Annotated in this window: 24 protein-coding genes, 1 tRNA gene and 2 pseudogenes; 9 read left to right on the top strand and 18 right to left on the bottom strand. The window is 66.7% G+C overall.

Annotation, left to right across the window (positions count from 1 at the left end):
- Positions 1-7: 7 nt before the first annotated feature.
- From EUV02_RS14560 to EUV02_RS14525, 8 genes and pseudogenes are all read right to left on the bottom strand, one after another.
- Positions 8-565: pseudogene (locus tag EUV02_RS14560) on the bottom strand (O-methyltransferase); the annotation flags it as partial.
- 144 nt (positions 566-709) lie between these two features.
- A pseudogene (locus tag EUV02_RS14555) lies at positions 710-1327 on the bottom strand (molybdenum ABC transporter ATP-binding protein); the annotation flags it as partial.
- Positions 1324-2025: a molybdate ABC transporter permease subunit gene (gene modB / locus EUV02_RS14550; RefSeq protein ID WP_135246991.1), complete on the bottom strand. Its 702-nt coding sequence runs from the start codon at positions 2023-2025 to the stop codon at positions 1324-1326. The gene modB and the pseudogene EUV02_RS14555, both read right to left, overlap by 4 nt.
- Positions 2025-2768: a molybdate ABC transporter substrate-binding protein gene (modA, locus tag EUV02_RS14545; protein WP_424022199.1), complete on the bottom strand. Its 744-nt coding sequence runs from the start codon at positions 2766-2768 to the stop codon at positions 2025-2027. The genes modB and modA overlap by 1 nt, the downstream gene beginning before the upstream one ends.
- A 134-nt stretch (positions 2769-2902) precedes the next feature.
- Positions 2903-3271 (bottom strand): winged helix-turn-helix domain-containing protein, encoded by a 369-nt coding sequence (locus tag EUV02_RS14540; RefSeq protein ID WP_135246989.1) that lies wholly within the window; start codon positions 3269-3271, stop codon positions 2903-2905.
- A 1-nt stretch (position 3272) separates the two neighbouring features.
- On the bottom strand, positions 3273-4160 hold the full coding sequence (mmsB, locus tag EUV02_RS14535) for a 3-hydroxyisobutyrate dehydrogenase (protein ID WP_135246988.1): 888 nt from the start codon (positions 4158-4160) through the stop codon (positions 3273-3275).
- Between the two features lie 3 nt (positions 4161-4163).
- Positions 4164-4937, bottom strand: a complete 774-nt coding sequence (locus tag EUV02_RS14530) for an enoyl-CoA hydratase (protein WP_135246987.1) — start codon at positions 4935-4937, stop codon at positions 4164-4166.
- A gap of 12 nt (positions 4938-4949) precedes the next feature.
- A complete protein-coding gene (locus EUV02_RS14525; RefSeq protein ID WP_135246986.1) occupies positions 4950-6449 on the bottom strand; it encodes a CoA-acylating methylmalonate-semialdehyde dehydrogenase in 1500 nt (499 codons plus the stop codon).
- Positions 6450-6607: 158 nt separating this feature from the next.
- Here EUV02_RS14525 and EUV02_RS14520 point away from each other — a divergent pair, with 158 nt between their 5' ends.
- Entirely contained in the window at positions 6608-7843 is a 1236-nt protein-coding gene (locus tag EUV02_RS14520) for a cytochrome P450 (RefSeq protein WP_166430644.1), read from the top strand.
- A gap of 14 nt (positions 7844-7857) precedes the next feature.
- Here the strand turns inward: EUV02_RS14520 and EUV02_RS14515 are convergent.
- Positions 7858-7949, bottom strand: a tRNA-Ser gene (locus tag EUV02_RS14515).
- 62 nt (positions 7950-8011) lie between these two features.
- The gene (locus EUV02_RS14510; RefSeq protein WP_135246984.1) at positions 8012-9313 is read right to left on the bottom strand and encodes a UDP-glucose dehydrogenase family protein; all 1302 of its coding nucleotides are present in this window, start codon (positions 9311-9313) and stop codon (positions 8012-8014) included.
- Positions 9314-9488: 175 nt separating this feature from the next.
- Here EUV02_RS14510 and EUV02_RS14505 point away from each other — a divergent pair, with 175 nt between their 5' ends.
- Both EUV02_RS14505 and ygfZ read left to right on the top strand, forming a co-directional pair.
- Positions 9489-10076 carry an EipA family protein gene (locus EUV02_RS14505; protein WP_135246983.1) on the top strand — a complete coding sequence of 196 codons (588 nt, stop codon included), beginning with the start codon at positions 9489-9491 and terminating at the stop codon, positions 10074-10076.
- A 1-nt stretch (position 10077) separates the two neighbouring features.
- The gene (ygfZ, locus tag EUV02_RS14500) at positions 10078-10863 is read left to right on the top strand and encodes a CAF17-like 4Fe-4S cluster assembly/insertion protein YgfZ (RefSeq protein ID WP_135246982.1); all 786 of its coding nucleotides are present in this window, start codon (positions 10078-10080) and stop codon (positions 10861-10863) included.
- 631 nt (positions 10864-11494) lie between these two features.
- Here the strand turns inward: ygfZ and EUV02_RS14495 are convergent.
- Positions 11495-12517: an alpha/beta fold hydrolase gene (locus EUV02_RS14495; RefSeq protein WP_135246981.1), complete on the bottom strand. Its 1023-nt coding sequence runs from the start codon at positions 12515-12517 to the stop codon at positions 11495-11497.
- 69 nt (positions 12518-12586) lie between these two features.
- Between EUV02_RS14495 and EUV02_RS14490 the strand changes: the two genes are divergently transcribed.
- Positions 12587-13711, top strand: coding sequence for a mechanosensitive ion channel family protein (locus EUV02_RS14490; RefSeq protein WP_135246980.1), 1125 nt, complete (start codon positions 12587-12589; stop codon positions 13709-13711).
- Positions 13712-13722: 11 nt separating this feature from the next.
- Positions 13723-14115 carry a DUF1905 domain-containing protein gene (locus EUV02_RS14485; protein WP_135246979.1) on the top strand — a complete coding sequence of 131 codons (393 nt, stop codon included), beginning with the start codon at positions 13723-13725 and terminating at the stop codon, positions 14113-14115.
- A gap of 12 nt (positions 14116-14127) precedes the next feature.
- Here EUV02_RS14485 and EUV02_RS14480 read toward each other — a convergent pair whose 3' ends face one another.
- From EUV02_RS14480 to EUV02_RS14470, 3 genes are read right to left on the bottom strand one after another with little or no spacing between them, the layout of a single operon-like run.
- Positions 14128-14529, bottom strand: a complete 402-nt coding sequence (locus tag EUV02_RS14480) for a PaaI family thioesterase (protein WP_243445923.1) — start codon at positions 14527-14529, stop codon at positions 14128-14130.
- Between the two features lie 2 nt (positions 14530-14531).
- Positions 14532-15086: a hypothetical protein gene (locus tag EUV02_RS14475; RefSeq protein WP_135246978.1), complete on the bottom strand. Its 555-nt coding sequence runs from the start codon at positions 15084-15086 to the stop codon at positions 14532-14534.
- 16 nt (positions 15087-15102) lie between these two features.
- On the bottom strand, positions 15103-16275 hold the full coding sequence (locus EUV02_RS14470) for an acetyl-CoA C-acetyltransferase (protein WP_135246977.1): 1173 nt from the start codon (positions 16273-16275) through the stop codon (positions 15103-15105).
- Positions 16276-16425: 150 nt separating this feature from the next.
- Between EUV02_RS14470 and phaR the strand changes: the two genes are divergently transcribed.
- A complete protein-coding gene (gene phaR, locus EUV02_RS14465) occupies positions 16426-17004 on the top strand; it encodes a polyhydroxyalkanoate synthesis repressor PhaR (protein WP_135246976.1) in 579 nt (192 codons plus the stop codon).
- A gap of 162 nt (positions 17005-17166) precedes the next feature.
- Here phaR and EUV02_RS14460 read toward each other — a convergent pair whose 3' ends face one another.
- Positions 17167-17976, bottom strand: coding sequence for a class I SAM-dependent methyltransferase (locus tag EUV02_RS14460; RefSeq protein ID WP_135246975.1), 810 nt, complete (start codon positions 17974-17976; stop codon positions 17167-17169).
- A 126-nt stretch (positions 17977-18102) separates the two neighbouring features.
- Between EUV02_RS14460 and EUV02_RS15710 the strand changes: the two genes are divergently transcribed.
- Complete coding sequence (locus EUV02_RS15710; protein WP_166430643.1) at positions 18103-18303, top strand: hypothetical protein; 201 nt, start codon at positions 18103-18105, stop codon at positions 18301-18303.
- Between the two features lie 38 nt (positions 18304-18341).
- The gene (locus tag EUV02_RS14455; protein ID WP_166430642.1) at positions 18342-19274 is read left to right on the top strand and encodes a S1/P1 nuclease; all 933 of its coding nucleotides are present in this window, start codon (positions 18342-18344) and stop codon (positions 19272-19274) included.
- Between the two features lie 143 nt (positions 19275-19417).
- Here the strand turns inward: EUV02_RS14455 and EUV02_RS14450 are convergent, their stop codons facing one another.
- The 3 genes from EUV02_RS14450 to EUV02_RS15705 are packed head-to-tail and all read right to left on the bottom strand — an operon-like array spanning position 19418 to position 22090.
- A complete protein-coding gene (locus tag EUV02_RS14450; protein ID WP_135246973.1) occupies positions 19418-19828 on the bottom strand; it encodes an acyl-CoA thioesterase in 411 nt (136 codons plus the stop codon).
- Positions 19812-21860, bottom strand: a complete 2049-nt coding sequence (locus tag EUV02_RS14445) for a S9 family peptidase (RefSeq protein ID WP_135246972.1) — start codon at positions 21858-21860, stop codon at positions 19812-19814. The genes EUV02_RS14450 and EUV02_RS14445 overlap by 17 nt, the downstream gene beginning before the upstream one ends.
- Before the next feature lie 38 nt (positions 21861-21898).
- Positions 21899-22090, bottom strand: a complete 192-nt coding sequence (locus tag EUV02_RS15705; RefSeq protein ID WP_166430641.1) for a hypothetical protein — start codon at positions 22088-22090, stop codon at positions 21899-21901.
- Between the two features lie 53 nt (positions 22091-22143).
- Here EUV02_RS15705 and EUV02_RS14440 point away from each other — a divergent pair, with 53 nt between their 5' ends.
- The gene (locus EUV02_RS14440; RefSeq protein ID WP_135246971.1) at positions 22144-23931 is read left to right on the top strand and encodes an aminopeptidase P family protein; all 1788 of its coding nucleotides are present in this window, start codon (positions 22144-22146) and stop codon (positions 23929-23931) included.
- The last annotated feature ends 75 nt before the right edge of the window (positions 23932-24006 follow it).

The raw sequence follows: 24006 nt of genomic DNA, 5'->3' as shown, positions 1-24006 counted from the left end.
GCGCAGACTATGCCGACGGCACCGCCTTCACAATCGCAATTGCAAAGCCGTCCCAGCCCTTGCTGCCCACCGTTTGCAGCGCCGTCGCGTCAAGCCGCGGCTCGGCCGCCATCATCGCCAGCATGTCACGCACGCCGTGGACGCGCGCGTCGGGACTGACAGCATCGATGACCGCGCCACCCCGCACGACATTGTCGGCAATGATGACGGTGCCGGGGCGCGACAGCTGCAACGCCCAGCGCAGATAGGCTGGGTTGTTCGGCTTGTCGGCATCGATGAACACCAGATCGAATGGCGCATCACTGGCTAGCGTTGGCAGCGTATCCAGCGCTGGGCCAACGCGCTGGTCGACACGATCCGCCAACCTGGCGCGTGCGATATTGGCGCGCGCCACCTCAGCATGGTGCGCGTCAGCTTCAAGCGTCACCACCTGCCCGTCCGCGCCTGCTGCGCGTGCCAACCAAATCGTGCTGACCCCGCCGAGCGTGCCGATTTCAAGGATGCGCTTGGCCCCCGACATCTGCACCAGCAGCGCCAACAGCTTGCCTTGGTTCGGCGCCACATCATGCGCTGGCAGCCCAGCAGCAGCATTGGCGGCAAGCGCGGCTTCGAGTGTAGAATCGGGTGGTAGTAGCTGGGCGTTGAAATAGTCATCAACTGCCACCCAGCTTGCGTCATCGGCGGCTTCGCGGCGCGGCGCGACAGCATCGAGGTCAATGCGCTGCGCGGCGAGCGCGGCGACTTCGGCCTCGTCATGGCTGACATACAGGATGGGCAGTTTGAGCTCGTCGCGCAGCCGCACGATGACCTCGATGATCTCGCGCTTGCGCGGGCCGTCGAGCGACGCCAGCGGTTCGTCCATCAGCAGGAAGCGGGCCCCAGACAACAGCGCCCGGCCAATCGCCACGCGCTGCGCTTCACCGCCCGACAGGGTCGCCGGCCAGCGGTCAAGCAAATGCCCGATGCCGAGCAGTGCCACGACCTCGTCAAAGCCGATCCAGCGATCGACGGTTGCGGCGCGCTTCCAGCCGTAGAGCAGATTGGCGCGGACACGGCGGTGGATGAACAGCCGGCCGTCCTGAAACACGTAGCCGGCGTGACGGGCCTCGGGCGGCACGTCGATGCCGGCGGCACTGTCGAACAGCACGCGTTCGCCCACGACGATGCGGCCACGGTCAGGTCGCGCAATGCCGGCTACCATGTCGAGGATGCTGGTCTTGCCGATGCCCGACGCGCCGAACAAGGCGGTCAGGCCGGGGCCGGTGGCGAATATGGCGGCGAGGTCGAAGCTGCCGAGCCGCGCGCTGATGTCGATGTCAAAGCTCATGGCTGCATATCATGCCGGCTTCGGGCGGCATGCGTACGCCGCGTCAGCCACTGCGACACCAGCAATGCGCCCAGCGATAGCACCACGGCGATCACCGACAGACGCGCCGCGGCGGCCTCGCCACCGGGTTGCTGGAGGACGCTGTAGATGGCGATCGGCAGCGTTTGCGTTTCGCCGGGGATGTTGGACACGAAGGTGATCGTCGCACCGAATTCACCCAACGCGCGCGCGAAACCGAGCACCGCGGCGGCGATGATGCCAGGCAACGCCAGCGGCAGCGTGACGCTGGCAAAGGCGCCCCAGCGCGTCGCGCCAAGCGTGCGCGCCGCGACTTCAAGCCGCCGGTCGACGGCCTCGATCGACAGGCGGATGGCGCCGACCATCAGCGGCAGCGCCATGATTGCGGCGGCAATCGCGGCACCGGTCCAGCGGAACATGACGCTGACCCCGAACCAGTTTTGGAGCCAGACGCCGACCGGGCCGTGGCGTCCGAACGCCAGCAGTAGCAGATAGCCGGTCACCACCGGCGGCAACACCAGCGGCAAGGTCACCAGGCCTTCGAGCAACGCCTTGCCGGCAAAGCGCCCGCGCGCCAGCAGCCACGCCAGCGCGAACGCCAGCGGCAAAGCGCCGGCCACGGCCCAAAGCGACACTTTGAGCGACAACAGCAGCGCCTCGGTTTCAGGCGCGCTCAGCATTACTGCGTGCCGAAACCGTAGCGCGCAAAGACTTGCTGGCCCGCGGGCGACAGCAGAAAGGTGCGAAACGCTGCAGCATCGCGATGGCGTGACGACGCCAACTGCGCGAGCGGATAGACGATCGGCGCGTGGCTGGTGGCGGGAAAGCTGCCGACCACCACGACATCCGTGGTGGCGCGGGCATCGGTGGCGTAGACAATGCCCGCCGCTGCCTCGTCGCGCGCCACCAGCAACAGTGCGGCGCGGACATTCTCGGCGCGCACGACCTTGCTTTCGACACTGCTCCAGACGCCGAGGCTGGTCAGTGCTGCCTTGCCGTACTTGCCCGCGGGGACCGCGTCAGGGTCGGCCATCGCCAGCCGGCCGCTGCCGAGCGCCGCCGCGAGCGCAAAACCCGGCGTGATCGCCAGTTTGAACGGCTGCGACGTAGGCGCCACCAACACCAGCGTGTTGGTCAGAAAGTTAGTGCGCGTGCCCGGGGCGATGAGTTGCCTGCCCGCCAGATAGTCCATCCACTGCTCATCGGCGGAGATGAACAAGTCGGCGGGCGCACCGGCGTCGATCTGCCGCGCTAGCACCGAACTCGCGGCGAACGACAGCACGGGGCGGGGGTTGCCCTTGGCCGCCCAGGCATCTGCGGCAGCGGTCAACGATTCCTGCAAGCTGGCGGCGGCAAGCACCAACGGGCCTTTGGCGGGCTGTGCGATGGCAGGCGCCGCCGCGAACGCCGACAATGCGCCCATCAAAAGCCAGCGTCCTGCGATCCGAAATTCCATCTTACACCCCTATTCGCGTCGATCCGCTATGTTCGAGTATATACGTCGATTGTCAAACGACGCTAGCGCGTTGGGGTAACCGTCGTGGATTTCGACTGTTGCTAAGCGCGCGGTGCCGGCAGCATGCCGGCCAGCAGCGCCGCCGCCGGCTTGGCGGCCGCCTTGGCGATGGCCGCTTCAAGCGCGCGGTATTGGCCGAGCACGCTTTCGCCCAGCGGGGTCAGCACGGCGCCGCCGCCCTTGACGCCGCCGTGCGCGGTGGCAACCAGCGGTTCGCGCCAGGCGCGGTTCATCGTGTCGACGAGCAGCCAGGTGCGCCGGTAGCTGAAGCCGAGTGCGCGGCCGGCTGCCGAAATCGATCCGGTGGCGCGCACCGCCTCAAGCAAGTCGGCCTTGCCCGGTCCCATGGCGATCGTATCGCCGCACAGCAGCTGCGCCTTGAGCTTGAGGTGCGGCGCGTCGGCCGTCATTTCAGCCGCGCCAGCTGCCGTCCAGCAGCTTGATCACCGCCGAGAAGTCCTTCGGTGCGCCGCCGAGGCCGGTGAACATCTGGTAGAGCGCTTCGGCCTGTGCGCCCATCGGCACCGAGGCACCGACCGACTGCGCGGCTTCGACGGCAAGCTTCAGGTCCTTGAGCATCAGCGCCGCGGCAAAGCCGCCTTCATAGTCGCGATTCGAGGGCGCGGTCGGCACCGGCCCAGGCACCGGGCAATAACTCGTCATCGACCAGCATTGGCCGCTGGCTTTCGAGCTGATGTCGAAGAACGTCTGCGCGTCGAGCCCGAGCTTCTGCGCCAACACGAAAGCTTCCGCCGTCGCCACCATCGAGGCGCCGAGCAGCATGTTGTTGCAGATCTTCGCCGCCTGCCCCGCACCGGCACCGCCGGCATGGATGATCGCCTTGCCCATTGCGGCGAGCACGACTTCGGCACGTGCAAACGCCTCGGTGCTGCCGCCGACCATGAAGGTCAGCGTGCCGGCGTTCGCGGCCGCGATGCCGCCCGACACCGGCGCATCGACCATCACCAGCCCTGCGGTTTCGGCGTCGGCGGCCACGGCCTTGGCGCTGGCGACGTCGATCGTCGAGCAATCGAGCAGCAACGTGCCCTTGGCGGCCATGCCGAACACAGATTGCGCATAGACGCTGCGGACGTGCGTGCCGGCGGGCAGCATCGTCACCACCGCGTCAGCGCCGGCAACTGCGACGGCAGCGTCGGCGGCAATGCTGCAACCGGCGTCACGCGCCCGCGCATTGGCCTCTGGCGACAGGTCGAACGCGTTGACGCTGTGCCCGGCCTTGACGAGGTTGGCGGCCATGCCGCCGCCCATGTTGCCGAGCCCGATGAAGCCGATCTTCATGGCTTAACGCCCCTTCCAGTCGGCGGCACGCTTGGCGATGAACGCCGCCATGCCTTCTTTCTGGTCTTCGGAGCCGAACAGGCCGTCGAACAGCCGGCGTTCGAACAGCACGCCTTGCGCCAACGGCGTTTCGAACGCGACATTGACCATTTCCTTGACCGCGCGCGTGGCGAGTGGCGACATCGACGCGACCGCTTCGGCCGACTTGAGCGCTTCGGCAATCAGGTCAGCGGCGGGCACGACGCGCGCCACCAGCCCGGCAGCTTCGGCCTCGGCGGCGCCCATCATCCGGCCGGTCAGGCACATTTCCATCGTCTTGGCCTTGCCGATGGCGCGCGCCATGCGCTGGCTGCCGCCCATGCCCGGCGTGACGCCGAGCTTGATTTCAGGCTGGCCGAACTTGGCGCTGTCGGCGGCGATGATGAAGTCGCACATCATTGCCAGCTCGCAGCCGCCGCCGAGTGCGAAGCCACTGACCGCGGCAATCACCGGTTTGCGCGTCGCAATGACGCGGTCATAGCCGGCAAACAGATTGCCGCCGAAGGTGTCGGCAAACGTCAACTCGGCCATTTCCTTGATGTCGGCGCCTGCTGCGAACGCCTTTTCGCTGCCGGTGATGACCGCGCAGCCCTGGCTGTCATCTGCGTCGAACGCGCCGAGTGCCGCAATCAGGTCGTTCATCACCTGGCTGTTGAGCGCATTCAATGCCTGCGGCCGGTTGAGCCGGATCAGCGTGACGCGGTCATGGGTTTCGACGAGCAAAGTTTCATACGACATCGGGTATTCCTCCTACTTCATCGTCGGGATGATGAAGCTGCTATCGGCGAGCGTGCCGGCGGCCGGCCAGCGCTGGGTGACCGTCTTGACCTTGGTGTAGAAGCGCACGCCGTCGGTGCCGTACTGGTTGGTGTCGCCGAATGCCGAACGCTTCCAGCCGCCAAAGCTGTGATAGGCGACCGGCACCGGGATCGGCACGTTGATGCCGACCATGCCGACCTCGACTTGCGCTGCGAACTCGCGTGCGGCCTCGCCGTTGCGCGTGAAGATGGCGACGCCGTTGCCGTATTGATGCTCGCTCGGCAGTGCCAGCGCTTGGGCGAAGCTGTCGGCGCGGACCATCTGCAGCACCGGGCCGAAGATTTCCTCCTGGTACGACTGCATGCTCGGCTTGACATGGTCGAACAGCGTCGGGCCGACGAAGAAGCCCTTCTCATGACCCTGCAGGCTGAAGCCGCGGCCGTCGACGACAAGCTCGGCGCCTTCGTTGACGCCCATGGTGATATAGTCCTCGATGCGCGCCTTGTGCGCGGCGCTGACCACAGGGCCATAGTGCGCGTCAGCGTCGGTCGAGACGCCGATGCGCAGCTCGGCGATGGCCGGCAGCAGCTTTTCGCGCAGCGCCAGCGCGGTCTTGTCACCGACGGGCACGACCACCGGCAGCGCCATGCAGCGTTCGCCCGCCGAGCCGAAGGCGGCGCCGGCCAGATCGGCGACGACCTGATCGAGATCGGCATCGGGCAGCACGACGCCGTGGTTCTTGGCGCCGCCCATCGCCTGGACGCGTTTGCCCGCGGCAACACCGCGCTTGTAGACATAGTGCGCGATGTCCGACGAGCCGACGAAGCTGACGGCATTGACGGTCGGGTTATCGAGGATGGCGTCGACCGCGACCTTGTCGCCGTGGACGACGTTGAGGATGCCCGCCGGCAGCCCGGCTTCCATCATCAACTCGCCGAGCTTGACCGGCACCGACGGGTCACGCTCGCTGGGTTTGAGGATAAAGGCGTTGCCGCACGCGATCGCCATGCCGAACATCCACATCGGGATCATCGCCGGGAAGTTGAACGGCGTGATGCCAGCGACGACGCCGAGCGGCTGGCGCATCGAATAGACGTCGATGCCCGGGCCGGCGCCGCCGGTATAGTCGCCCTTGAGCAGGTGCGGGATGCCGCAGGCGAATTCGATGACTTCCAGCCCGCGCTGGATGTCGCCCTTCGAATCGGCGATGACCTTGCCGTGTTCCGACGACAACAGCTCGGCGAGGTTGTTCATGTCGCGCTCGATCAACCGCTTGAAGTCGAACATGACGCGGGCGCGACGCTGCGGGTTGGTCGCGGCCCAGGCCGGCTGCGCGGCGGCGGCGTTGGCAACCGCGGCATCGACTTCGGCGACGGTGGCGAGCTGGACGCGCGCCTGCACCAGCCCGGTGTTGGGATCGAACACGTCGCTCCACTTACCCGAAGCCCCCGGCGCGCTGGCGCCGCCGATGAAGTGATGAATGTCGCGCATGACCTGTATCTCCCGGACTGCCGCTTGGCTGTGCGACGTTCCTTATTGTGCGACGTTGCCGCTGTCACCCCATTCAAGCCGCCGATGCGTTGACATCACGCCTGTGCGCGCCACATTGGCGGCGCGCGGCAAACAGGCGCGCATCGGGGAGGATGCACTTGGCAACGGCGCTGGATATCGATCTGTACGACTATGACTTCGCCAATGATCCGGTGGCGGTGCTGGCGCGGCTGCGCGCCGAGGACCCGGTACATTGGTCACGCCACGGCTTCTGGTTTCTGACGCGCTATGACGACTGCGCGATGGTGCTCAAGGACGCAGCGCGCTTTTCAAGCGCCGCGGCAGGTTGGGGCGGCGACAACCCGTTGGCGCGCAAGGACGGCGGCGCGCAGTCGAAGACCGAGGCCGGGCTGAGCCGCAACCTGTCGCAATCGTTCAACCAGATGGACGCGCCCGACCACACGCGCATCCGCAGCCTGGTGGTTTCGGCATTCGCCCGGCGCAGCATCGAGGACCGGCGCGCACGCGTCGTGGCGCTGATCGACGAATTGCTCGACGCCGCCGCCGCGAAGGGCCGCTTCGACCTTGTCACCGATTTCGCGTTCCACGTGCCGATCATCGTCGCCAGCGAGATCATCGGCATTGCGCCTGAAGACCGCGCGCAGTTTCGCGACGCCTTTGCGGCAAGCGACGCGCTGATGGCGCCCAAGCGCTCCGAGGAAAGCTGGGCGGCGGGGCTCGAGGCAGCGCGCTGGATCGGTCGCTATATCCGCACGCTGATTGCCGAGCGCCGCGCCAACCCGCGCGCCGACTTGATCAGCGACCTGATCGCCGCCGAGGACGAACATGGAAAGCTCAACGAAGCCGAACTGGCATCGGCGGTCAGCACCATATACGTCGCCGCCGGCACCACCACCGAGCGCTTTATTTCGAGCGGCATCTATCTGCTGCTGGCGCACCCCGAGCAATGGCGGGCGCTGGTCGCCGACCGCAGCCTCGTCGGGCCGGCGATCGACGAGATACTGCGCTTCCACCACCCGCTGCAATCGACCTCGACCAACCGCCGCGTGACGCAGGACATGGTGCTGCGCGGCAAGCAGCTGCGCGCCGGCGATACGGTGCGCGTCGGGCTGGGCGCGGGCAACCGCGATCCCGAAGCCTTCACCGACCCCGACCGCTTCGACATCTTCCGCGCATCGCCAGCGCCGTTCCTGTCGTTCGGCATGGGGCGGCATTTCTGCATCGGCTCGACACTGGTGCGTTTCGAAGGCGAGCTGGCACTCAACGCCGTCGCCGACCGCTGGCCCGACCTGAAGCTGGTCACCACCGCGCCGGTCAAGGACCCGGCGCGCCATGACCGCTATCTCGAACTGCTGGTGGAAGTGCCGCGCTAGGCGACGAAGAAAAGTGGCGGAGTCGGAGGGATTCGAACCCTCGGATCCAGTTACCCAGATCGGCAGTTTAGCAAACTACTGGTTTCAGCCGCTCACCCACGACTCCGCGCGAGCGCCGCGTATAGCGAAGCACCGGCAGCGCTGCAACGCCCAATCGGGCGCGCAGGCTTAACGCCCGATGCTGCTGTAGGCGATGCCGTGCTTGGCCATGTCGGCGGGATTATAGACGTTGCGCAGGTCGACCATCACCGGGCTCGCCATCAGGTCGCGGACGCGGTCGAGGTCGAGCGCGCGGAACGCATCCCATTCGGTGATCAGCACCGCGACATCGGCGCCGGTGATCGCATCATACGGGTTCGCAGCGTACTCGATGCCGGTGATCATGGTCTTCGCCTGCTCGACGCCTTCGGGGTCATAGGCGCGGATCGTCGCGCCGGCGTCCTGCAGCGCCAGGATGACGGCGAGCGACGGCGAATCGCGCATGTCGTCGGTGTTGGGCTTGAAGGTCAGGCCGAGGATGCCGACAGTCTTGCCGCGCACCGAGCCACCGGCGGCGGCGATGACCTTCTTCGCCATCGCGCGCTTGCGCTGGTCATTGACCGCGGCGACGGCCTCGACAATGCGAATCGGCGCGCCGAAGTCCTGCGCGGTCTTGATCAGCGCCAGCGTGTCCTTGGGGAAGCACGAGCCGCCGTAGCCGGGGCCGGCGTGCAGGAACTTCGAGCCGATGCGGTTGTCGAGCCCGATACCGCGCGACACGTCCTGGACGTTGGCGCCGACGGCTTCGCACAGGTCGGCGATTTCGTTGATGAAGGTGATCTTGGTCGCGAGGAAGGCGTTGGCGGCGTATTTGATCAGCTCGGCGGTGCGGCGCGCGGTGAACAGCAGCGGCGACTGGTTGAGGAACAGCGGGCGATACAGCTCGGACATCACGCCGCGTGCGGCCTCGTCCTCGCTGCCGATGACGATGCGGTCGGGGCGCTTGAAATCCTCGATGGCGGCGCCTTCGCGGAGGAATTCGGGGTTCGACACCACGGCGAACTGCGCCTTGGGGTTGGCTTCGCGGACAATGCGCTCGACCTCGTCACCGGTGCCGACCGGCACCGTCGATTTGGTGACGATGACGGTATAGCCCTTGAGATGCTGGGCGATTTCGGCAGCGGCGGCGAAGACGTAGCTCAAATCGGCGTGGCCATCGCCGCGGCGCGACGGCGTACCCACCGCGATGAACACGACTTCGGCGTCAGCCACGGCTTCGGCGAGGTTCGAGGTGAAGCGCAGCCGGCCCGCCTTGGCGTTGCCGGTTACCAGCTCGGCGAGGCCGGGTTCGAAGATCGGCATGATGCCCTGGTTGAGCCGTTCGATCTTCGACAGGTCCTTGTCGACGCAGACCACGTCATGGCCGAAATCCGCGAAGCAGGCACCCGACACCAGTCCGACGTAACCCGACCCGATCATTGCGACGCGCATTTGCAACCCTTTGTCAGCCAAATCCGCGTTGCCGTTAGCATGGGCGTTGCGGGCAAGGGAAGGCCGGCGCTACACTGGGTGGTCTAATTTTCAGATGGCCTGCTTTCGTGGGGACCTGCCGATGCGTGTTGCGTTGAGTGCATTTTTGCTTGCTTTGAACGTGTTTGGTGCGGGCATGGCTCATGCCGCCGAGCCTACCGCGGCGACAGCGCCCGCCCCGGCGCCGGCGGCTGCGACCGCGGTGACCCCGGTGCAGACGGTCGATCTCGCCGCCACCTCGACAACCTATACCAAGGCGGAAATCGCCAAGGCCGGCGAAGTCGCGTTCGGGCGCGCCTCGCCCGAAATGAACAAGATCCTCGCCAAGGTCTTCGACGAGATGGGCGAGCCTTCGGCGTATATCGACGGCCGCCAGGCCGGTGGCGCGTTCATCTTCGGCGCCAGCTACGGACACGGCACGCTGTTCCACAAAGTCGAGGGCCAGCAGCCCGTCCACTGGACCGGGCCGTCGTTCGGGCTCGATGTCGGTGCCGACGGCGCACAGGTGTTCATGCTGATCTACCACCTCCACGACACCAACGACATGTTCCGGCGCTTCGGCGCCGCCTCGGGCCGCGCGGTGGCTGTCGGCGGGCTGAGCGCGCAATATCTGGTGCATGACGATGTCGTCGTGGTGCCGATTTCGCTCGGCGTCGGGCTGCGGCTCGGCGTCAACGCCGGCTGGCTCAACTTCACCCGCGAGAAGCGGCTGATCCCGTTCTGATATGACCCGCATCGCGCAACTGACCGACCGTAGCGTGCTGGAACTGCGCGGCGGCGACGCGCGGGCGTTTCTGCAGGACATGCTGACCAACGATATCGACCAGCTTTCCCCCGCAACGCCACTATGGGCAGCGCTGCTCAGCGCGCAGGGCAAGCCGCTGGCGGACATGCTGTTGTTTGACGGCGCCGATGTCGTCTGGCTCGACGTCGCCGCCGATGCCGCACCGGGACTGGCGCGCAAGCTGGCAATGTACAAGCTGCGCCGCGACGTGAGCGTCACGCCAACCGATCTCAAGGTATTCGCGGCGTGGGACGGCGCGCATGACGCCGCCGCCGACCCGCGGCTGGCCGCACTGGGCGCGCGCTGGATTGCCGAAGCTGCCCCCGTCAACGCGACGCTCGCCGACTATGACGCGCACCGGCTGGCGCTCGGCGTGCCCGATAGTGCCGACCTGCTGCTCGACAAGATGATGTGGCTGGAAACCAATGCCGCCGAACTCCACGGCGTCAGCTTCACCAAGGGCTGCTACGTCGGCCAGGAAAACACCGCGCGAATGCACCACCGCGACAAACTGCGCAAACGCCTGCTGCCGGTCACCTTCACCGGCGACCCCGGCGACGGCATCGTGCGCGCCGGCGACCGCGAGGCCGGTGAACTGCGCAGCCACCGCGACAGCCACGGTATCGCCTATCTGCGGCTCGAGTTTGTCGAAGCGGGGACGCCGCTGACCATGAACGGCAATCCGGTGACGGTGGCTTGGCCAGGGTATCTGGAAGGCATNCGGTGACGGTGGCTTGGCCAGGGTATCTGGAAGGCATCTAAGGGCCTCCGGCGGGCAGGCCTGAGGCCTGCACCCGATTGTTTTCTGCTCCCCTCCCCGCGACGGGAGGGGCCGAGGGTGGGTTCGCACGCACGACGAATTTCCGGCCAGCGGATATCCCCGCCCCGGTCCATCGTCCTCGCAATCTGTTCCCCCGCCGCCACGGTGGGGGAAATCCTCTTCCCGGTAACGGCTTCCTTGGGTGGGTTGCTTGGTTACCGGGAAGAGGCAGGCTTTGTGTCGCTGGTCGAGGTAGCCGGTAGCGGAGGGCGACGGCTTCCAAGGCCGAACGCGTATATTACGCTGTAGTTCACGCGTTTTTGTGGACGCATTTAGTGCAGACGTAAGTGCCCTCCTTGGAACACTTGGAGCTGAAGTCCTCGACCTGACAGAGCGCGGGGCTGAAAAGCGCGGCGGTGAAACGACACGTCCGGGTACGCAAGTGGCGATCGTGAGCCCGGACAGGTTGGACGGGAAACACCCATTTCCCGTCGCCTTGATGAACCTACTAACCGATTCGGTTCGTTAAGTCAAGTGAAATCGCGATTTCGGTGTCCCCTTCCCTCTCCCCGCCGAGGCGAGGGAGTTGGTAGTCCATTCAGAACAACCCGCCGAACTGCGCAGCGCACCATTTCGCCAGCGCGGCGTTCAACGCCACCGGCTGCTCCTGCGCCATCCAGTGCCCCGAATCGACGATCGTTTCGGTCAGGTTGGTGCAATGCGCGCGCATCGGCTCGGCGAGCCGCGACACCAAAGTCTCGCAGACATTGTCGTAGCGTGCGTGGGCGAACAGCACCGGCAACTTCAGCTGCCAATTGGCGCGTGCACGTTCGGCATACGCCGCGTTGGCCGGCGCATTCATGTACCAGCTGTCGGGGCCGAAAAAGCCGTTGCGCGTCAGCGCTTCGGTATAGGCATCCTCGTCGGCCTGCGTCAGCACGGTTTCGTCGCGCGGCAGTGCCGGGGCCGGCGCGCCGGGCCCGAACCAGCCGCCTTGCGCGCGCACCATCGCGGTCATTGCCGGCTGGCCCACCACCGCCGCATCACCGGCGCGGAACGCCAGCCGCACAAAGGCGCGCGGATCGGCATCGAACGCCCGGTGCGCAGCGGCGAAATTCTCGCGGTAGAACAGCATATAGTCCCATTGCGCCGCCGGAAACCGGTCTTCGGGATAGAGGTTGCGGTCGGCGTAGGGCAGCGCCGATTCGACCGACAGGCCTTCGGGCAGATACGGCGCGCACAGGCTGGCGACACCGTGGCAGCGGTCGGGGTGCTGCTGCGCGATCGCCCACACCACCGGCGACCCCCAGTCATGCCCGACCCACACCGCCTTCTCGGCACCCAGCGCATCGAGCAGTTCGATCATGTCGGTGACGATGTTTTCGAGCGCATAGTCTTCGTGGCGCGGATGCACGCGTGAACGGCCATAGCCGCGCATGTCGGGCGCCACCGCGCGGAAGCCCAGCCCCGCGAACACCGGCAGCTGGTGGCGCCACGAAATCGACAGCTCGGGCCAGCCGTGGACGAAGATCATCGGCACCCCGTCGGGGTTGCCGCATTCGAGGTAGAAGCTGGTGTGGCGGTCGCTGCGCAGCGACAATTCGCGGATGGTTTGCGGCATTTTTGACCTCCCCTGACGCACTTTGCTGCAGCATAGGCGCGCGCGTTCTTCTGCGCTAGAAGGTCGGATATGACCGTGCCTGCCGTTCCCAAGCCCGCCGCCAAGCCTGCCGATTCAGGCCTGACCGACGACCTTTACGACCTGCCCAAGCAGCTGCATGACGTGTCGGAAACCGTCTACCACTGGTTCCGCACCGACAGCATGAACGCACTCGTCGCATTCGGCACCGGCTTCGGGCTTTTCGCGATCTTTTACGTTTTGCGCTGGCTGCTGGCGCGCCTGCTCGGCACCGAGGAGAAGGTCACCAGTTGGCGCGGCTTCGCGCGGCGGTTGCTCGACCAGACCTCGGCATTCTTCATGGCGGCACTCGCCGCGCGCATCGTCATCCGCTTCATCACGCCGCCCGAAGCGGTGGCCGGCGTCATCACCGTCATCTTCACCATCGCGCTGGTCTTCCAGGCCGCCGTCTGGGCGCGCGCATTGATCCTGGCGATGGTCGAGCGCAAGGGCGCCGAGGATGACGAGGACGCGCAGGCACTCGCCTCGGCGATGGGCATCATCACCATCCTCGTCAACGTCGTGGTGTGGACGCTGGCGATCATTCTGGTGCTCGACAATCTCGGCATCAACGTCACCGCGCTGGTCGCCGGTCTCGGCGTCGGCGGTATCGCCATCGGTCTGGCGGCACAGGGCATTTTCAGCGATTTGTTTGCGGCGCTGTCGATCCTGTTCGACCGGCCATTCCGCGCCGGCGACACCATCAGCTTCGGCACCGTCACCGGCACGGTCGAGGCGATCGGGCTCAAGACCACGCGCATCCGCGCGCTGTCGGGCGAGCAGGTCGTGGTGTCGAACAAGAACCTGCTCGACATGCAGATCTCGAACCTGCGCCGCATCGAGGCGCGGCGCGTCGTGATGACGCTCAACCTCGCGCTCGATACGCCCGCGGCCAAGCTCGCGCTGGTGCCCGACATGGCCGAAGCGGCGGTCAAGGGCCGGCCGCATTGCCGCTTCGAGCGCGCACACATCACCCGCGTCACGCTCGATGCCTGCGAAGTCGAAATCGTCTTCCACACCGATGTCGCCGACTATGTGGTATTCATGGATGCGCGGCAGGGCGTGACGCTGGCGCTGATCAAGGAGCTCGCCGCGCAGGGCATCGACCTTGCCGAGCGGCTGCCGACGCCGAGCTGAAGCGCGGCACCATGAGCGCCAACGAGCTGCCCAGCGATCCCGAACTGATCCGCTTCCTGCGCGAAGAGCTTGGCGCCACACTAGCCGAGGGTGGCAGCTGGGACTTTACCGGCCCGTTATGGCTGTGGCGCGGCAAGGCCAAGGACGGCACACCGACATCGACCGCCTGGCACTTTGTCACCATCGACGGCGCCATTGCCGATGCCATTCGCGCCGCTTCGCCGGGGCGCAGTGCGGCGTGGGGTTCGGTCTATGTGAACGTCAGCATCGGCGACACGCGCTGGCAGACGTCGGTGTTCCCCAGCAAGGACGTCCAGGGCTATCTGCTGCCGGTCAAAGCCGTGGTGCGCAAGGCGCAAAAGCTGGTCGAAGGCGATATGGTGACGCTCAACATTTCGGTGTGAACCGCCGCCGCGTCAAATCACCATCTGCGTCTGCGTCGTCACGCTGATCAGCTTGCCGGCGTCGGTTTCGATGCGCGTCGTCCATACCGAGGTACGGCGGCCGATGTGCAGCGGCGTCGCGGTGGCGCGCATCAGTGCGCCGGCCGGTGCCGCGCCGATCATGTTGGTTTTACTCTCGACGGTGGTGGTGCTCGTCGCGCCTTCAGGCAGCACTTCCATCGCGCCGATCGCACCGGTGAAGTCGGCAAGCGCCATCAGGAAGCCGCCGTGCGCAGTGCCGCCCATCGTGCAATATTCGGGGCGCAGCACGATTTCGACGACCACGCAGTCACGGTCGCTGCGCTTGACCTCGAACCCCAGATAGGCCGGAAACGGCACGAGGCTGCTCATCTTTGCCAGTTTGTCGTAGTCCACGCTCACTGCCCGTCTTCCCCCTGATGCGCCGCGCGGCCGAGATTGGTCGCGGCTACAGGCGCTGTCACCGTCGTCGCCTGCACCGCCGCCGGCCGCAGCCCGTCAGCCTTGCCGACCAGCACGAGGTGCCAGCGTTTGGGCAAGGTCGCAACCCGCCAGTCGTGCGTGACGAACATCGCGTCGTCGAGCGCCTGCGCCAGATCGGGCTGCGTCCAGCCCACCGGCTGCCACCAGCGCCGTGCCTTGATCGCGAGTAGCGCCAGCGCGGCGGGCGCCATGATGCGCCACAGCTCGCGCAGGTCGGTGCGGGCGCGGGCGCGCGGTAGCTGACTGGTCAGCAGCACGCGGTCGAACATCGCCTCGACGAACGGCAAGCGCGTCGGATCGGCGGTCACCGGCCCGACCTGCCCCGGCCACGCCAACCGGACGATGCGTTCGAAATGCACTTCGTCGGGCTCGGCAAGCTTGGCGGGCGGGCGCCCGGCAATCAGCAGCCGCGCGGTATCACCGCCGGCTTCGAGCGCGGCCGCTGGTCGCGCCGGATCGAGCGTCGGCATCGCGGCGGGCTGCCGCCTAGCGTTCGATGCACATGGCGATGCCCATGCCGCCACCGATGCACAAGGTCGCCAGCCCCTTGTGCGCGTCGCGCTTGGCCATTTCGTACAGCAACGTCGTCAGCACGCGTGCGCCCGAAGCGCCGATCGGGTGACCGATAGCGATGGCGCCGCCGTTGACGTTGAGCTTCGCCGGATCGAGCCCGAGTTCCTGCCCGACTGCGAGCGCCTGCGCGGCGAATGCTTCATTGGCTTCGATCAAGTCGAGATCGGCGACCGACCAGCCGGCCTTTTCGAGCGCGCGCCGCGATGACGGTACCGGGCCGATGCCCATTACCGACGGATCGACGCCGACCGAGGCAAAGCTGGCGATGCGGCCGAGCACGGTGGCGCCGCGCTTGGCGGCCTCTGCCGCCGACATCAGCACCAGCACCGCGGCGCCGTCGTTGAGGCCGCTGGCGTTGGCGGCGGTGACGCTGCCGTCCTTCTTGAACGCCGGCTTGAGGCCCGCCATCGCTTCGATGGTGGCGCCGTCGCGGATATATTCGTCGGTGTCAATGACGGTATCGCCCTTGCGGCCCTTGACGGTGACGGGGGCGATTTCGTCCTTGAAGCGGCCGCTGGCGCGCGCGGCGCTCGCCTTGTGCTGCGAGCCGACGGCGAATTCATCCTGTGCGGCGCGACCGATCTGGTAGCGTTCGGCAACATTCTCGGCGGTGATGCCCATGTGATAGCCGTTGAAGGCATCCCACAGCCCGTCCTTGATCATCGTGTCGATCAGTTCGAGCGCGCCCATCTTGGTGCCGGCGCGCAGACCCTGCGCATGCATCGACAGGCTCATGCTTTCCTGGCCGCCGACGACCATGATGTTTGCGTCGCCATTGGCAATCGCCTGCGCCCCCAGTGCGACCGCACGCAGCCCGCTGCCGCAGACCTGATTGACGCCGTAGGCCGGGGTCTCGACGGCGATGCCCGCGGCGATCGAAGCCTGGCGCGCCGGGTTCTGGCCGTGTCCGGCGGTGAGCACCTGCCCCAGTATAACCTCCGAAACCTCGGCGGGATCGACGCCGGCCTGCGCCAGCGCGGCGCGGATTGCCTGCGCGCCGAGCTCATGCGCCGGCACGCTGCCGAACGCTCCCATGAAGCTGCCGACGGCAGTACGCTTGGCGGCGGTGATGACGATGTCGGTCATGGCGAGTCTCCGGTGATTCCTATGCTGCACACGCTAAACGCCTTCGCGCGGCTTTGAAAGCGCACAGGCGTGCAACATCGGTGAAGGCTGCGTTGCAGTGCAACAAGCGGCTGTGCTATTGCAGCATTTCGCACTCGATTGGATTTGCCCATGGCCCAGACCGAAGCTTCTGCCGCAGCGCCCGTCATCATCAAGAAGTACGCCAACCGGCGGCTCTACAATACCGAAAGCTCGAGCTACATCACGCTCGATCACCTCGGCACGATGACGCGCGAAGGCCGGGACTTCCAGGTCGTCGATGCCAAGACCGGCGAAGACATCACCCGCAGTGTGCTGACCCAAATCATAATGGACGAGGAAGGCCGCGGCCAGACGATGCTGCCGGTGCCGTTCCTGCGCCAGCTGATTTCGATGTACGGCGATTCGATGCAATCGATGGTGCCGCACTACCTCGAAGCGTCGATGGAAGCCTTCGCCAAGAACCAGGCGCAGTTCCGCGATGCCGTCGCCGGCGCCTTCGGCGGCGTGGCGTTCAAGCCGTTCGAAACGCTCGCCAAGCAAAACATGGCGATGTTCCAGGCCGCCGCCGACATGCTGACCGGCCGCGCCGCCCGCGGCGGCAAGGTCGAAGGCAAGACCGACGCCAAGCCCGACGCGACCGAACTCGCGGCGGTCAAGGCACAACTCGCGGCACTGCAGGCGCAGCTCGACGCGCTGGCGAAGAAGTAGGGCAGCAAGACCAGAAGGCAAAAGAGCCTCCGGCGGGCAGGCCTGAGGCCTGCACCCGGTTAATTCCTGTGACGAATAACCGACGTGGGCTGATACAGCACGGGCAACAAATGGGTGCAGGCCTCAGGCCTGCCCGCCGGAGGCCCTACCCTCTGCCCGCCCTTACTTCGGCTTTACGAACTTCAGCGTCATCCGGTCCGATTCGCCGATCGCAGCGTATTTCGCCTTGTCGGTTTCGCCTTCGGCATAGTTGGGGGGCAGCGTCCACACGCCCTTGGGATAGTCGTGGGTGTCCTTGGGGTTGGCGTTGATGTTCGACGTGCCGACGAGCTTGAAGCCGGCGGCTTCGGCGAGTTTCACCACCGTCGACTGCTTCATGTAGCCGGACTTTTCCTGCATCGCGTCGGGCATCGATTCGGGCAGGTGATGTTCGACGACGCCGAGCGTGCCGCCGGGCTTGAGCATCGCGTAGAACGCCTTGAAGGCTTCGGGCGCGAAGCCGCCGATGTACCAGTTGTGGACGTTGCGGAAAGTCAGCACCATGTCGGCGCTGCCCGCTGGCGTCGCCTTGTCATAGACGCCCTTGGCGAACACGCCGACCTTGACCTTGTCATAGGCGGCGGGGTCGGCGGCCAGCTTGGCCTGGAACGCCGCGACGCCCTTGGCAGCGCGTTCGCTGGCGGCGGGGTCGCTGCCGGCGGCGGTGTACGAGCCCTTGGCCTTCAGATACGGCGCGAGGATTTCAGTGTACCAGCCCGCCGACGGCGAGATTTCGACGACATTCTGGTTGGGCTTGAGGCCGAAGAAGGTCAGCGTTTCCGCCGGGTGGCGATAGGCATCGCGCGCCTTGTTGGCGGCCGAGCGCTGCGGGCCGTTGATCGCGGCGGTGAGCGCCGGATCGACGGCCGGGGCGGCAACAACCGGCGTGGCAATCAACGCAGCAAGCGCGAGCGTCAGATACGAACGTGTCATGGCGGAGCCTCGATTCGAAAGGGTTGCTGCGAATGACTTGCAGGTGGCGCTACAGATGCTATGCGCGGCGCGATATTGCAATGGAGTGCGTCGCGGCAGAGCGCCGCAGCTGCACGGAGACTTTCCTTGGACCGCGATACGACCATCACCCTGTTTGCAGTCGCGATCGTTCTGATGCTGCTGGCGCGCTGGGGCGACGCCCGCCGCCGCCGTGCCCCGCATGGCACGCTGGCGCTGCTTCCGTGGCACGCGATGATGTTCGTCGCCCTTGTCGGGATGCTGTTTCTGGGTGTGCATCTGCTGTCGTTTTTCGGAGTGCGCAACTAATGCTGGCGCATGCCCTTCGCGCGGTTATGTTGCGCAGCATGAACCTGCGTCCGTTCCTTGCCGCAGCGCTGCTGCTGATCGCCGCGCCGGCGCTGGCGTGGTCGCAACCCGGCCACATGACCACCGGCGCCATCGCCTTTGACACGCTGGTACGCGAACATCCCGAGCTGCTGCCGCAGATCGAAGCGATCATTGCCGCGCACCCCGACAAGGCGCGGCTCGATGCCGCGACCGCCGGGCTGACCGGCAGCGCCCGCTCCCGCACGCAGTTCGAATGGCTGGCGCGCTGGCCCGACGATATCCGCGTCGGCGAAGGCACCGACGGCAAATGGGACCATCCCGATTGGCATTACGAACTGCGCGTCGTGTCGCCCGCCAAGGCGATCTGGCCGTGGCGCAACGGCAACGCCGGCGACGCCTTCGCGCTCAACTATGCGGTGTTCAGTGACCCCAAAGCCGCACCCGCCGACCGCGCCGTGGCGCTCGGCTGGCTGATGCACATCGTCGGCGATATCCAGCAGCCGCTGCACGCCGGGCACTGGATGTCATGGCAATACAAGATGACCGACCGCGCCGGCCAGCTCGCCCACGTCCGCCGCACCCCCGGCGGCAAGCCCATCGACCTGCACGCCTATTGGGACGACATGTTCGACATGCCCGGCGGCCCCGAAGCGACACCCAGCGCCTGGGCCGTGCCAGTGGCCACGCGCTGGCCGCGCGCGCTCGCCATTCCCGCCGCACCGACCGGCACGCCGCAGCAGCAGTTCAGCGCCTGGCTGGACGAAAGCTACGCGCTCGCCCGCGACGTTGCCTATACCGACGCCTTCCTGCACGCGACGCCGGTAGCGCTCAACGCTCCCGCAGTGTCGGACGCCTATCGCGCCAAATCGATGCTGGTCGCGCAGCAGCGGCTGGCCGCCGGCGGCTACCGGATTGCCGATACGCTGACGATGGCTTTGGCCAAGCCATAGAGTAGTTCAGGGGCCTCCGGCGGGCAGGGGCTTGCCCCTGCACCCATAGGTTTGGGTGGGTGCATCGAATTCGGGCGTCGCGGCTGAGGCACCGGCAGCATATGGGTGCAGGGGCAAGCCCCTGCCCGCCGGAGGCCCTACACTCAAACCGTCAGAAACGGCGCCGCGACTTCGGCGGGCACGCGCAGTGCGCGGCGGGTGGCGGCGTCGACGAGCGCCCAGACCGTGGTGGCGCTGGCGCGCAGCTTGCCGTCGGCGCCGGTGATTTCGACGTAGCGGTCGAAGCGCGCGCCGCGCGGCGTGCCGACCCAGGTCGTCAGCGTTACTGTTTCGCCTTCCAAAGTGGCGCGGGCGTAGTCGATCTCGTGGCGCGTTACGACCCAGACGAACGCGGCGATGTCTTCGGGACGGGCGACGGCGCGCCAGTGCGCGGTGGCGATGTCCTGGATCCAGCGGACGTAGACGATGTTGCTGACATGGCCGAGCTCGTCGATGTCGGCGGGCTGTGCGACGACGGTCTGCGAGAATGACGGGCGGTCAGCGGGCGGCGGCATCGTGCGCCTCGATCAGGAACTGATACTCTTCGGCGATCTCGCCGAGGCTGTCGAAGCGCCCCGACTTGCCGCCGTGGCCGGCATCCATGTTGGTCTTGAGCAGCAACAGATTGCTGTCGGTCTTGGTGGCGCGCAGCTTCGCCACCCATTTCGCCGGCTCCCAATAGGTGACGCGCGGGTCGTTGAGCCCCGCCGTCACCAGCAGCGGCGGATAGGCACAGGCTGCCACATTGTCATACGGGCTGTAGCTGGCGATGAGGTCGAACGCCGCCTTGTCCTCGATCGGGTTGCCCCATTCGGGCCATTCGCCGGGCGTCAGCGGCAGGCTGGCGTCGAGCATCGTCGCCAGCACATCGACAAATGGCACATGCGCGACGACGCCGCACCACAGCTCGGGATCGCTGTTCATCACCGCGCCCATCAGCTCGCCGCCGGCAGAGCCGCCGCTGATCGAGATGTTGCCGGCGCGCGTCAGCCCGGCGGCGATCAATGCATGGGCGCAATCGACGAAATCGGTGAAGCTGTTGGTGCGCTTGGCGAGCTTGCCGTCGAGATACCATTGGTAGCCGAGGTCGTCGCCGCCGCGGACATGCGCGATGGCATAGGCGATACCGCGGTCGAGCAGGCTGAGGCGGCTGGTCGAAAAGTTCGGCGGAATCGCGATGCCGTAGGCGCCGTAGCCATACAGGTGCAGCTTGCCCGAGCCGTCGCGCGGGAAGTCGCGGCGCATCACCACCGACACCGGCACCACAGTGCCGTCGCGTGCGGTGGCGGTCAGCCGCAGCGTTTCATACTGGCTGGCATCATAGCCCGACGGCACCTGCTGCACCTTGCGTGGGCACAGCGTCTGCGCGGCCACGTCATAATCGAACACCGTATTCGGCGTGACCATCGAGCTGTAGCCGAGGCGCAGCACCGGCGCGTCGGGTTCGGCGTTGGTGCCCAGCGATGCGGTGTAGCTCGCTTCGGGAAGGGCGACGTAATGGTCGCGACCGTCGTTCAGATGCAGACGGATCTGGTCGAGGCCTTCGACGCGTTCGGAAATCGCAAGGTACGAGGTGAAGGCTGTCAGCCCGCGGATATAGTGGCGGTCGCTGGCGGCGATGACTTCGTGCCAATCGCCCGGCGTGTCGAGCGCGGCGCGGACGATGCGGAAATTGGGGTGGGTGTCGTTGGCGCGGATGAACAGCGTTTCCCCACGCACATCGACATCATATTCGCGGCCCGCCTGCCGCGCCGACACCAGACTTGGTGGGGTCAGCGGCGCGGCGGCGGGGACGAGGTGGACTTCGCTCGTCACATGATCGGAAACAACAATGAGCCAATGGCTCCGGTCCTGGCTGCGGCTGACGTGGACGCGGAAGCCGATGTCGGCTTCTTCGAACAGCACGGCATCGTCGCTGCCCTGCCCGAGCCGGTGCAGCCGGACGCGCCACGGGCGCCAGCGCTCATCGACTTCGGTCCATGCCAGCGCCGATGAGTCCGCCGCCCAGACCGGCGAGCCGATGGTGGTGGTGGCGACCGTCGCGATGTCGGCACCGGTCGCAATGTCGCAGACCTTGAGCGTGAAGCGTTCGGAACCGTCGCAATCGGTGGCGTAGGCGAGCAGCCGGCCATCGGGGCTGACCGTCAGGCCGCCGAGGCGGAAATAGTCGTGACCCTCGGCGAGCGCCGGTTCGCTGAGAATGAGTTGTTCGTCACCGCCACCGGCTGGGCGTCGCAGCCACAGCCGGTATTGGCCGCCGGTTTCGAAGCGCCACCAATAGTCATAGCCACCGTCGCGCGCCGGGACGCTGGCGTCATCCTCGACGATACGGCCGCGCAGTTCGGCGGTCAGTGCATCGATCTGCGCCTGGCGGGGTTTCGCCCAAGCGTTGAACCAGTCGTTTTCGGCGTTGAGATAGGCGAGCACCGACGCATCGGTCACGGTCGGATAGCCGGGGTCACGCAGCCATGCCCAGGGGTCGTCTATGCTGACGCCGTGGTGGGTGACGGTGTGCGGGCGGCGTTCAGCGACGGGCGGTTGGGTCATGCGTCCTGTTTACCGGCGCGGTGCGGTCAGGTCGACTCTCAGCCGCAGCGCTTCTCCAATGCCGCGACGCGGTCAGCGAGTGCGTTGACCGCGTCGATGATGCCGTTGAGCGCTTCGGCGGTGATCAGGTCGCCGGGCTTGAAGCGTGCCACCGCCTTCACGGCACGCGGGCGCGCCTTGGTGGCAATCGGGCCGGCCTTCGTCGAATCGCGCATCGCAAGTCCTTTCATGGTGGCGCTGCAAGGCGTAAGAACGGTTCTCAACCTGCCCGGAAGCCTGCCCCATGTCGACCCATGCCGCCCGTCTTGCTGCGCTGCGCGATACGCTCGCCGCGACCGAACTCACCGGTTTCGTCATTCCGCTCACCGACGAGCATATGAGCGAATATGTCGGCGGATATGCGCAACGGCTGGCGTGGCTGACCGGCTTTGAAGGCTCGGCGGGCGCGGCGGTGGTGCTGGCGGACAAGGCGGCGATGTTCACCGACGGCCGCTACACGCTGCAGGTCCGCGCGCAGGTCGACGGCGCGCTGTACGATTACATCAGCATCCCCGAAACGCCGACGACCGATTGGCTCGCGGTCAATGCCAAGGCCGGCGACCGCATCGGCTATGACCCGTGGCTGCACACCAAGGGCTGGGTGACGGCGACCGCCAAGGCACTCGCGGCGCGCGGTGCCGAGCTGGTCGCACAGCCGCAGAACCCGATCGACAGCGTCTGGGCGACACGGCCGGCGCCGTCGGGCGCGGCGCTCGAGGTCCATGATGCTGCACTCGCCGGGCAATCGTCGGCCGACAAGCGTGCCGCGGTCGCGGCGTGGCTCAAGACGCAGAACAGCGATGCCGTCGTCATCACCGCGCTCGATTCGATCGCCTGGCTGCTCAATATCCGCGGCCGCGACGTGGCGCGCACGCCGGTGGCGCTGGCGTTCGCCATCGTCCATGCCGATGCCAGCGCCGACCTGTTTGTCGAGCCCGGCAAGCTGACCGACGCGGTGCGTGCGCATCTAGGCAGCGATGTCCGCACGCATGACCGCAGCGCGTTCGGCGATGCGTTGGAGGCGCTCGGCAGCAAGACCGTGGTCGCCGATCCGGCGAGCGCGGTCGCGGCGATCTTCGAGCGGCTGGCAGCGGGCGGCGCGCGCATCCACGAGACCCGCGATCCGTGCGTGCTGCCCAAGGCGGTCAAGAACCCGACCGAAATCGCCGGCACCAAGGCGGCGCACCTGCGCGACGGCGCGGCGCTGACGCGCTTCCTGCATTGGTTCGATGGCGAGGCGCCCAAGGGCAAGCTCGACGAATTGCAAGCGGCCGCCAAGCTGCGCCAGTTCCGCGACGCCACCAACCAGCTCGAAGACCTGAGTTTCGACACGATTTCGGGCGCCGGCCCCAACGGCGCCATTGTCCATTACCGCGTGTCCGAAGCGACGAATCTGCCGATCACGATGAACAGTCTGTTCCTGCTCGATTCGGGCGGCCAGTACAAAGACGGCACCACCGACGTGACGCGGACGATGGCGGTCGGTACGCCGACGGCGGAAATGCGCGACCGCTTCACCCGCGTGCTCAAGGGCCATATCGCGGTGGCGCGCGCGGTGTTTCCCAAGGGCACGCGCGGCGGGCAATTGGATGTGCTGGCGCGGCTGCCGCTGTGGGAAGTCGGATTGGATTACGCGCACGGCACCGGCCACGGCGTCGGCAGCTATCTGTCGGTCCACGAAGGCCCGCAGCGCATCGCCACCGTCATCGGCACCGGCGGCGAGGAACCGCTGATGCCCGGCATGATCCTGTCCGACGAGCCGGGCTATTACAAAACCGGCGAATACGGCATCCGCATCGAAAACCTCGTGCTGGTCGTCGAACGTGATGTGCCCGGCGCCGAAAAGCCGATGTACGGGTTCGAGACGCTGACGCTGGCGCCGATCGACCGCAACCTCATCGATGTCGCGCTGCTGACCGCCGACGAACGCGCCTGGGTCGATGCCTATCACGCGCGCGTGAATGCCGAAGTCGGCCCACTGCTCGATGATGTGCAGGCCAAGTGGCTCAACGCGATGACGGCACCTTTGTGACCGGCTGCGGCGCTGGCGCGCATTGCGTTGCCGCGGCAATTGCGCCAGCTTTGGCCAACGCTATTGGAGAACCCG

This window comes from Glacieibacterium arshaanense, assembly GCF_004681125.1.
In the GTDB taxonomy this organism is placed as follows: domain Bacteria; phylum Pseudomonadota; class Alphaproteobacteria; order Sphingomonadales; family Sphingomonadaceae; genus Polymorphobacter_A; species Polymorphobacter_A arshaanense.
This window is presented reverse-complemented; position numbering and strand designations above follow the sequence as displayed.

Coding starts and splice junctions, on each gene's coding strand:
- modB (WP_135246991.1), bottom strand. CDS start 2,025: ATGCTGAGCGCGCCTGAAACCGAGGCGCTGCTGTTGTCGCTCAAAGTG.
- EUV02_RS14490 (WP_135246980.1), top strand. CDS start 12,587: ATGACCGTGCCTGCCGTTCCCAAGCCCGCCGCCAAGCCTGCCGATTCA.
- EUV02_RS14510 (WP_135246984.1), bottom strand. CDS start 9,313: ATGCGCGTCGCAATGATCGGGTCGGGTTACGTCGGACTGGTGTCGGGT.
- EUV02_RS15705 (WP_166430641.1), bottom strand. CDS start 22,090: ATGAAAGGACTTGCGATGCGCGATTCGACGAAGGCCGGCCCGATTGCC.
- EUV02_RS14445 (WP_135246972.1), bottom strand. CDS start 21,860: ATGACCCAACCGCCCGTCGCTGAACGCCGCCCGCACACCGTCACCCAC.
- EUV02_RS14540 (WP_135246989.1), bottom strand. CDS start 3,271: ATGACGGCCGACGCGCCGCACCTCAAGCTCAAGGCGCAGCTGCTGTGC.
- EUV02_RS14495 (WP_135246981.1), bottom strand. CDS start 12,517: ATGCCGCAAACCATCCGCGAATTGTCGCTGCGCAGCGACCGCCACACC.
- EUV02_RS14530 (WP_135246987.1), bottom strand. CDS start 4,937: ATGTCGTATGAAACTTTGCTCGTCGAAACCCATGACCGCGTCACGCTG.
- EUV02_RS14450 (WP_135246973.1), bottom strand. CDS start 19,828: ATGCCGCCGCCCGCTGACCGCCCGTCATTCTCGCAGACCGTCGTCGCA.
- EUV02_RS14505 (WP_135246983.1), top strand. CDS start 9,489: ATGGCTCATGCCGCCGAGCCTACCGCGGCGACAGCGCCCGCCCCGGCG.
- mmsB (WP_135246988.1), bottom strand. CDS start 4,160: ATGAAGATCGGCTTCATCGGGCTCGGCAACATGGGCGGCGGCATGGCC.
- EUV02_RS14470 (WP_135246977.1), bottom strand. CDS start 16,275: ATGACCGACATCGTCATCACCGCCGCCAAGCGTACTGCCGTCGGCAGC.
- EUV02_RS14485 (WP_135246979.1), top strand. CDS start 13,723: ATGAGCGCCAACGAGCTGCCCAGCGATCCCGAACTGATCCGCTTCCTG.
- EUV02_RS14455 (WP_166430642.1), top strand. CDS start 18,342: ATGAACCTGCGTCCGTTCCTTGCCGCAGCGCTGCTGCTGATCGCCGCG.
- EUV02_RS14440 (WP_135246971.1), top strand. CDS start 22,144: ATGTCGACCCATGCCGCCCGTCTTGCTGCGCTGCGCGATACGCTCGCC.
- EUV02_RS14460 (WP_135246975.1), bottom strand. CDS start 17,976: ATGACACGTTCGTATCTGACGCTCGCGCTTGCTGCGTTGATTGCCACG.
- EUV02_RS14475 (WP_135246978.1), bottom strand. CDS start 15,086: ATGCCGACGCTCGATCCGGCGCGACCAGCGGCCGCGCTCGAAGCCGGC.
- phaR (WP_135246976.1), top strand. CDS start 16,426: ATGGCCCAGACCGAAGCTTCTGCCGCAGCGCCCGTCATCATCAAGAAG.
- EUV02_RS14525 (WP_135246986.1), bottom strand. CDS start 6,449: ATGCGCGACATTCATCACTTCATCGGCGGCGCCAGCGCGCCGGGGGCT.
- modA (WP_424022199.1), bottom strand. CDS start 2,768: ATGGGCGCATTGTCGGCGTTCGCGGCGGCGCCTGCCATCGCACAGCCC.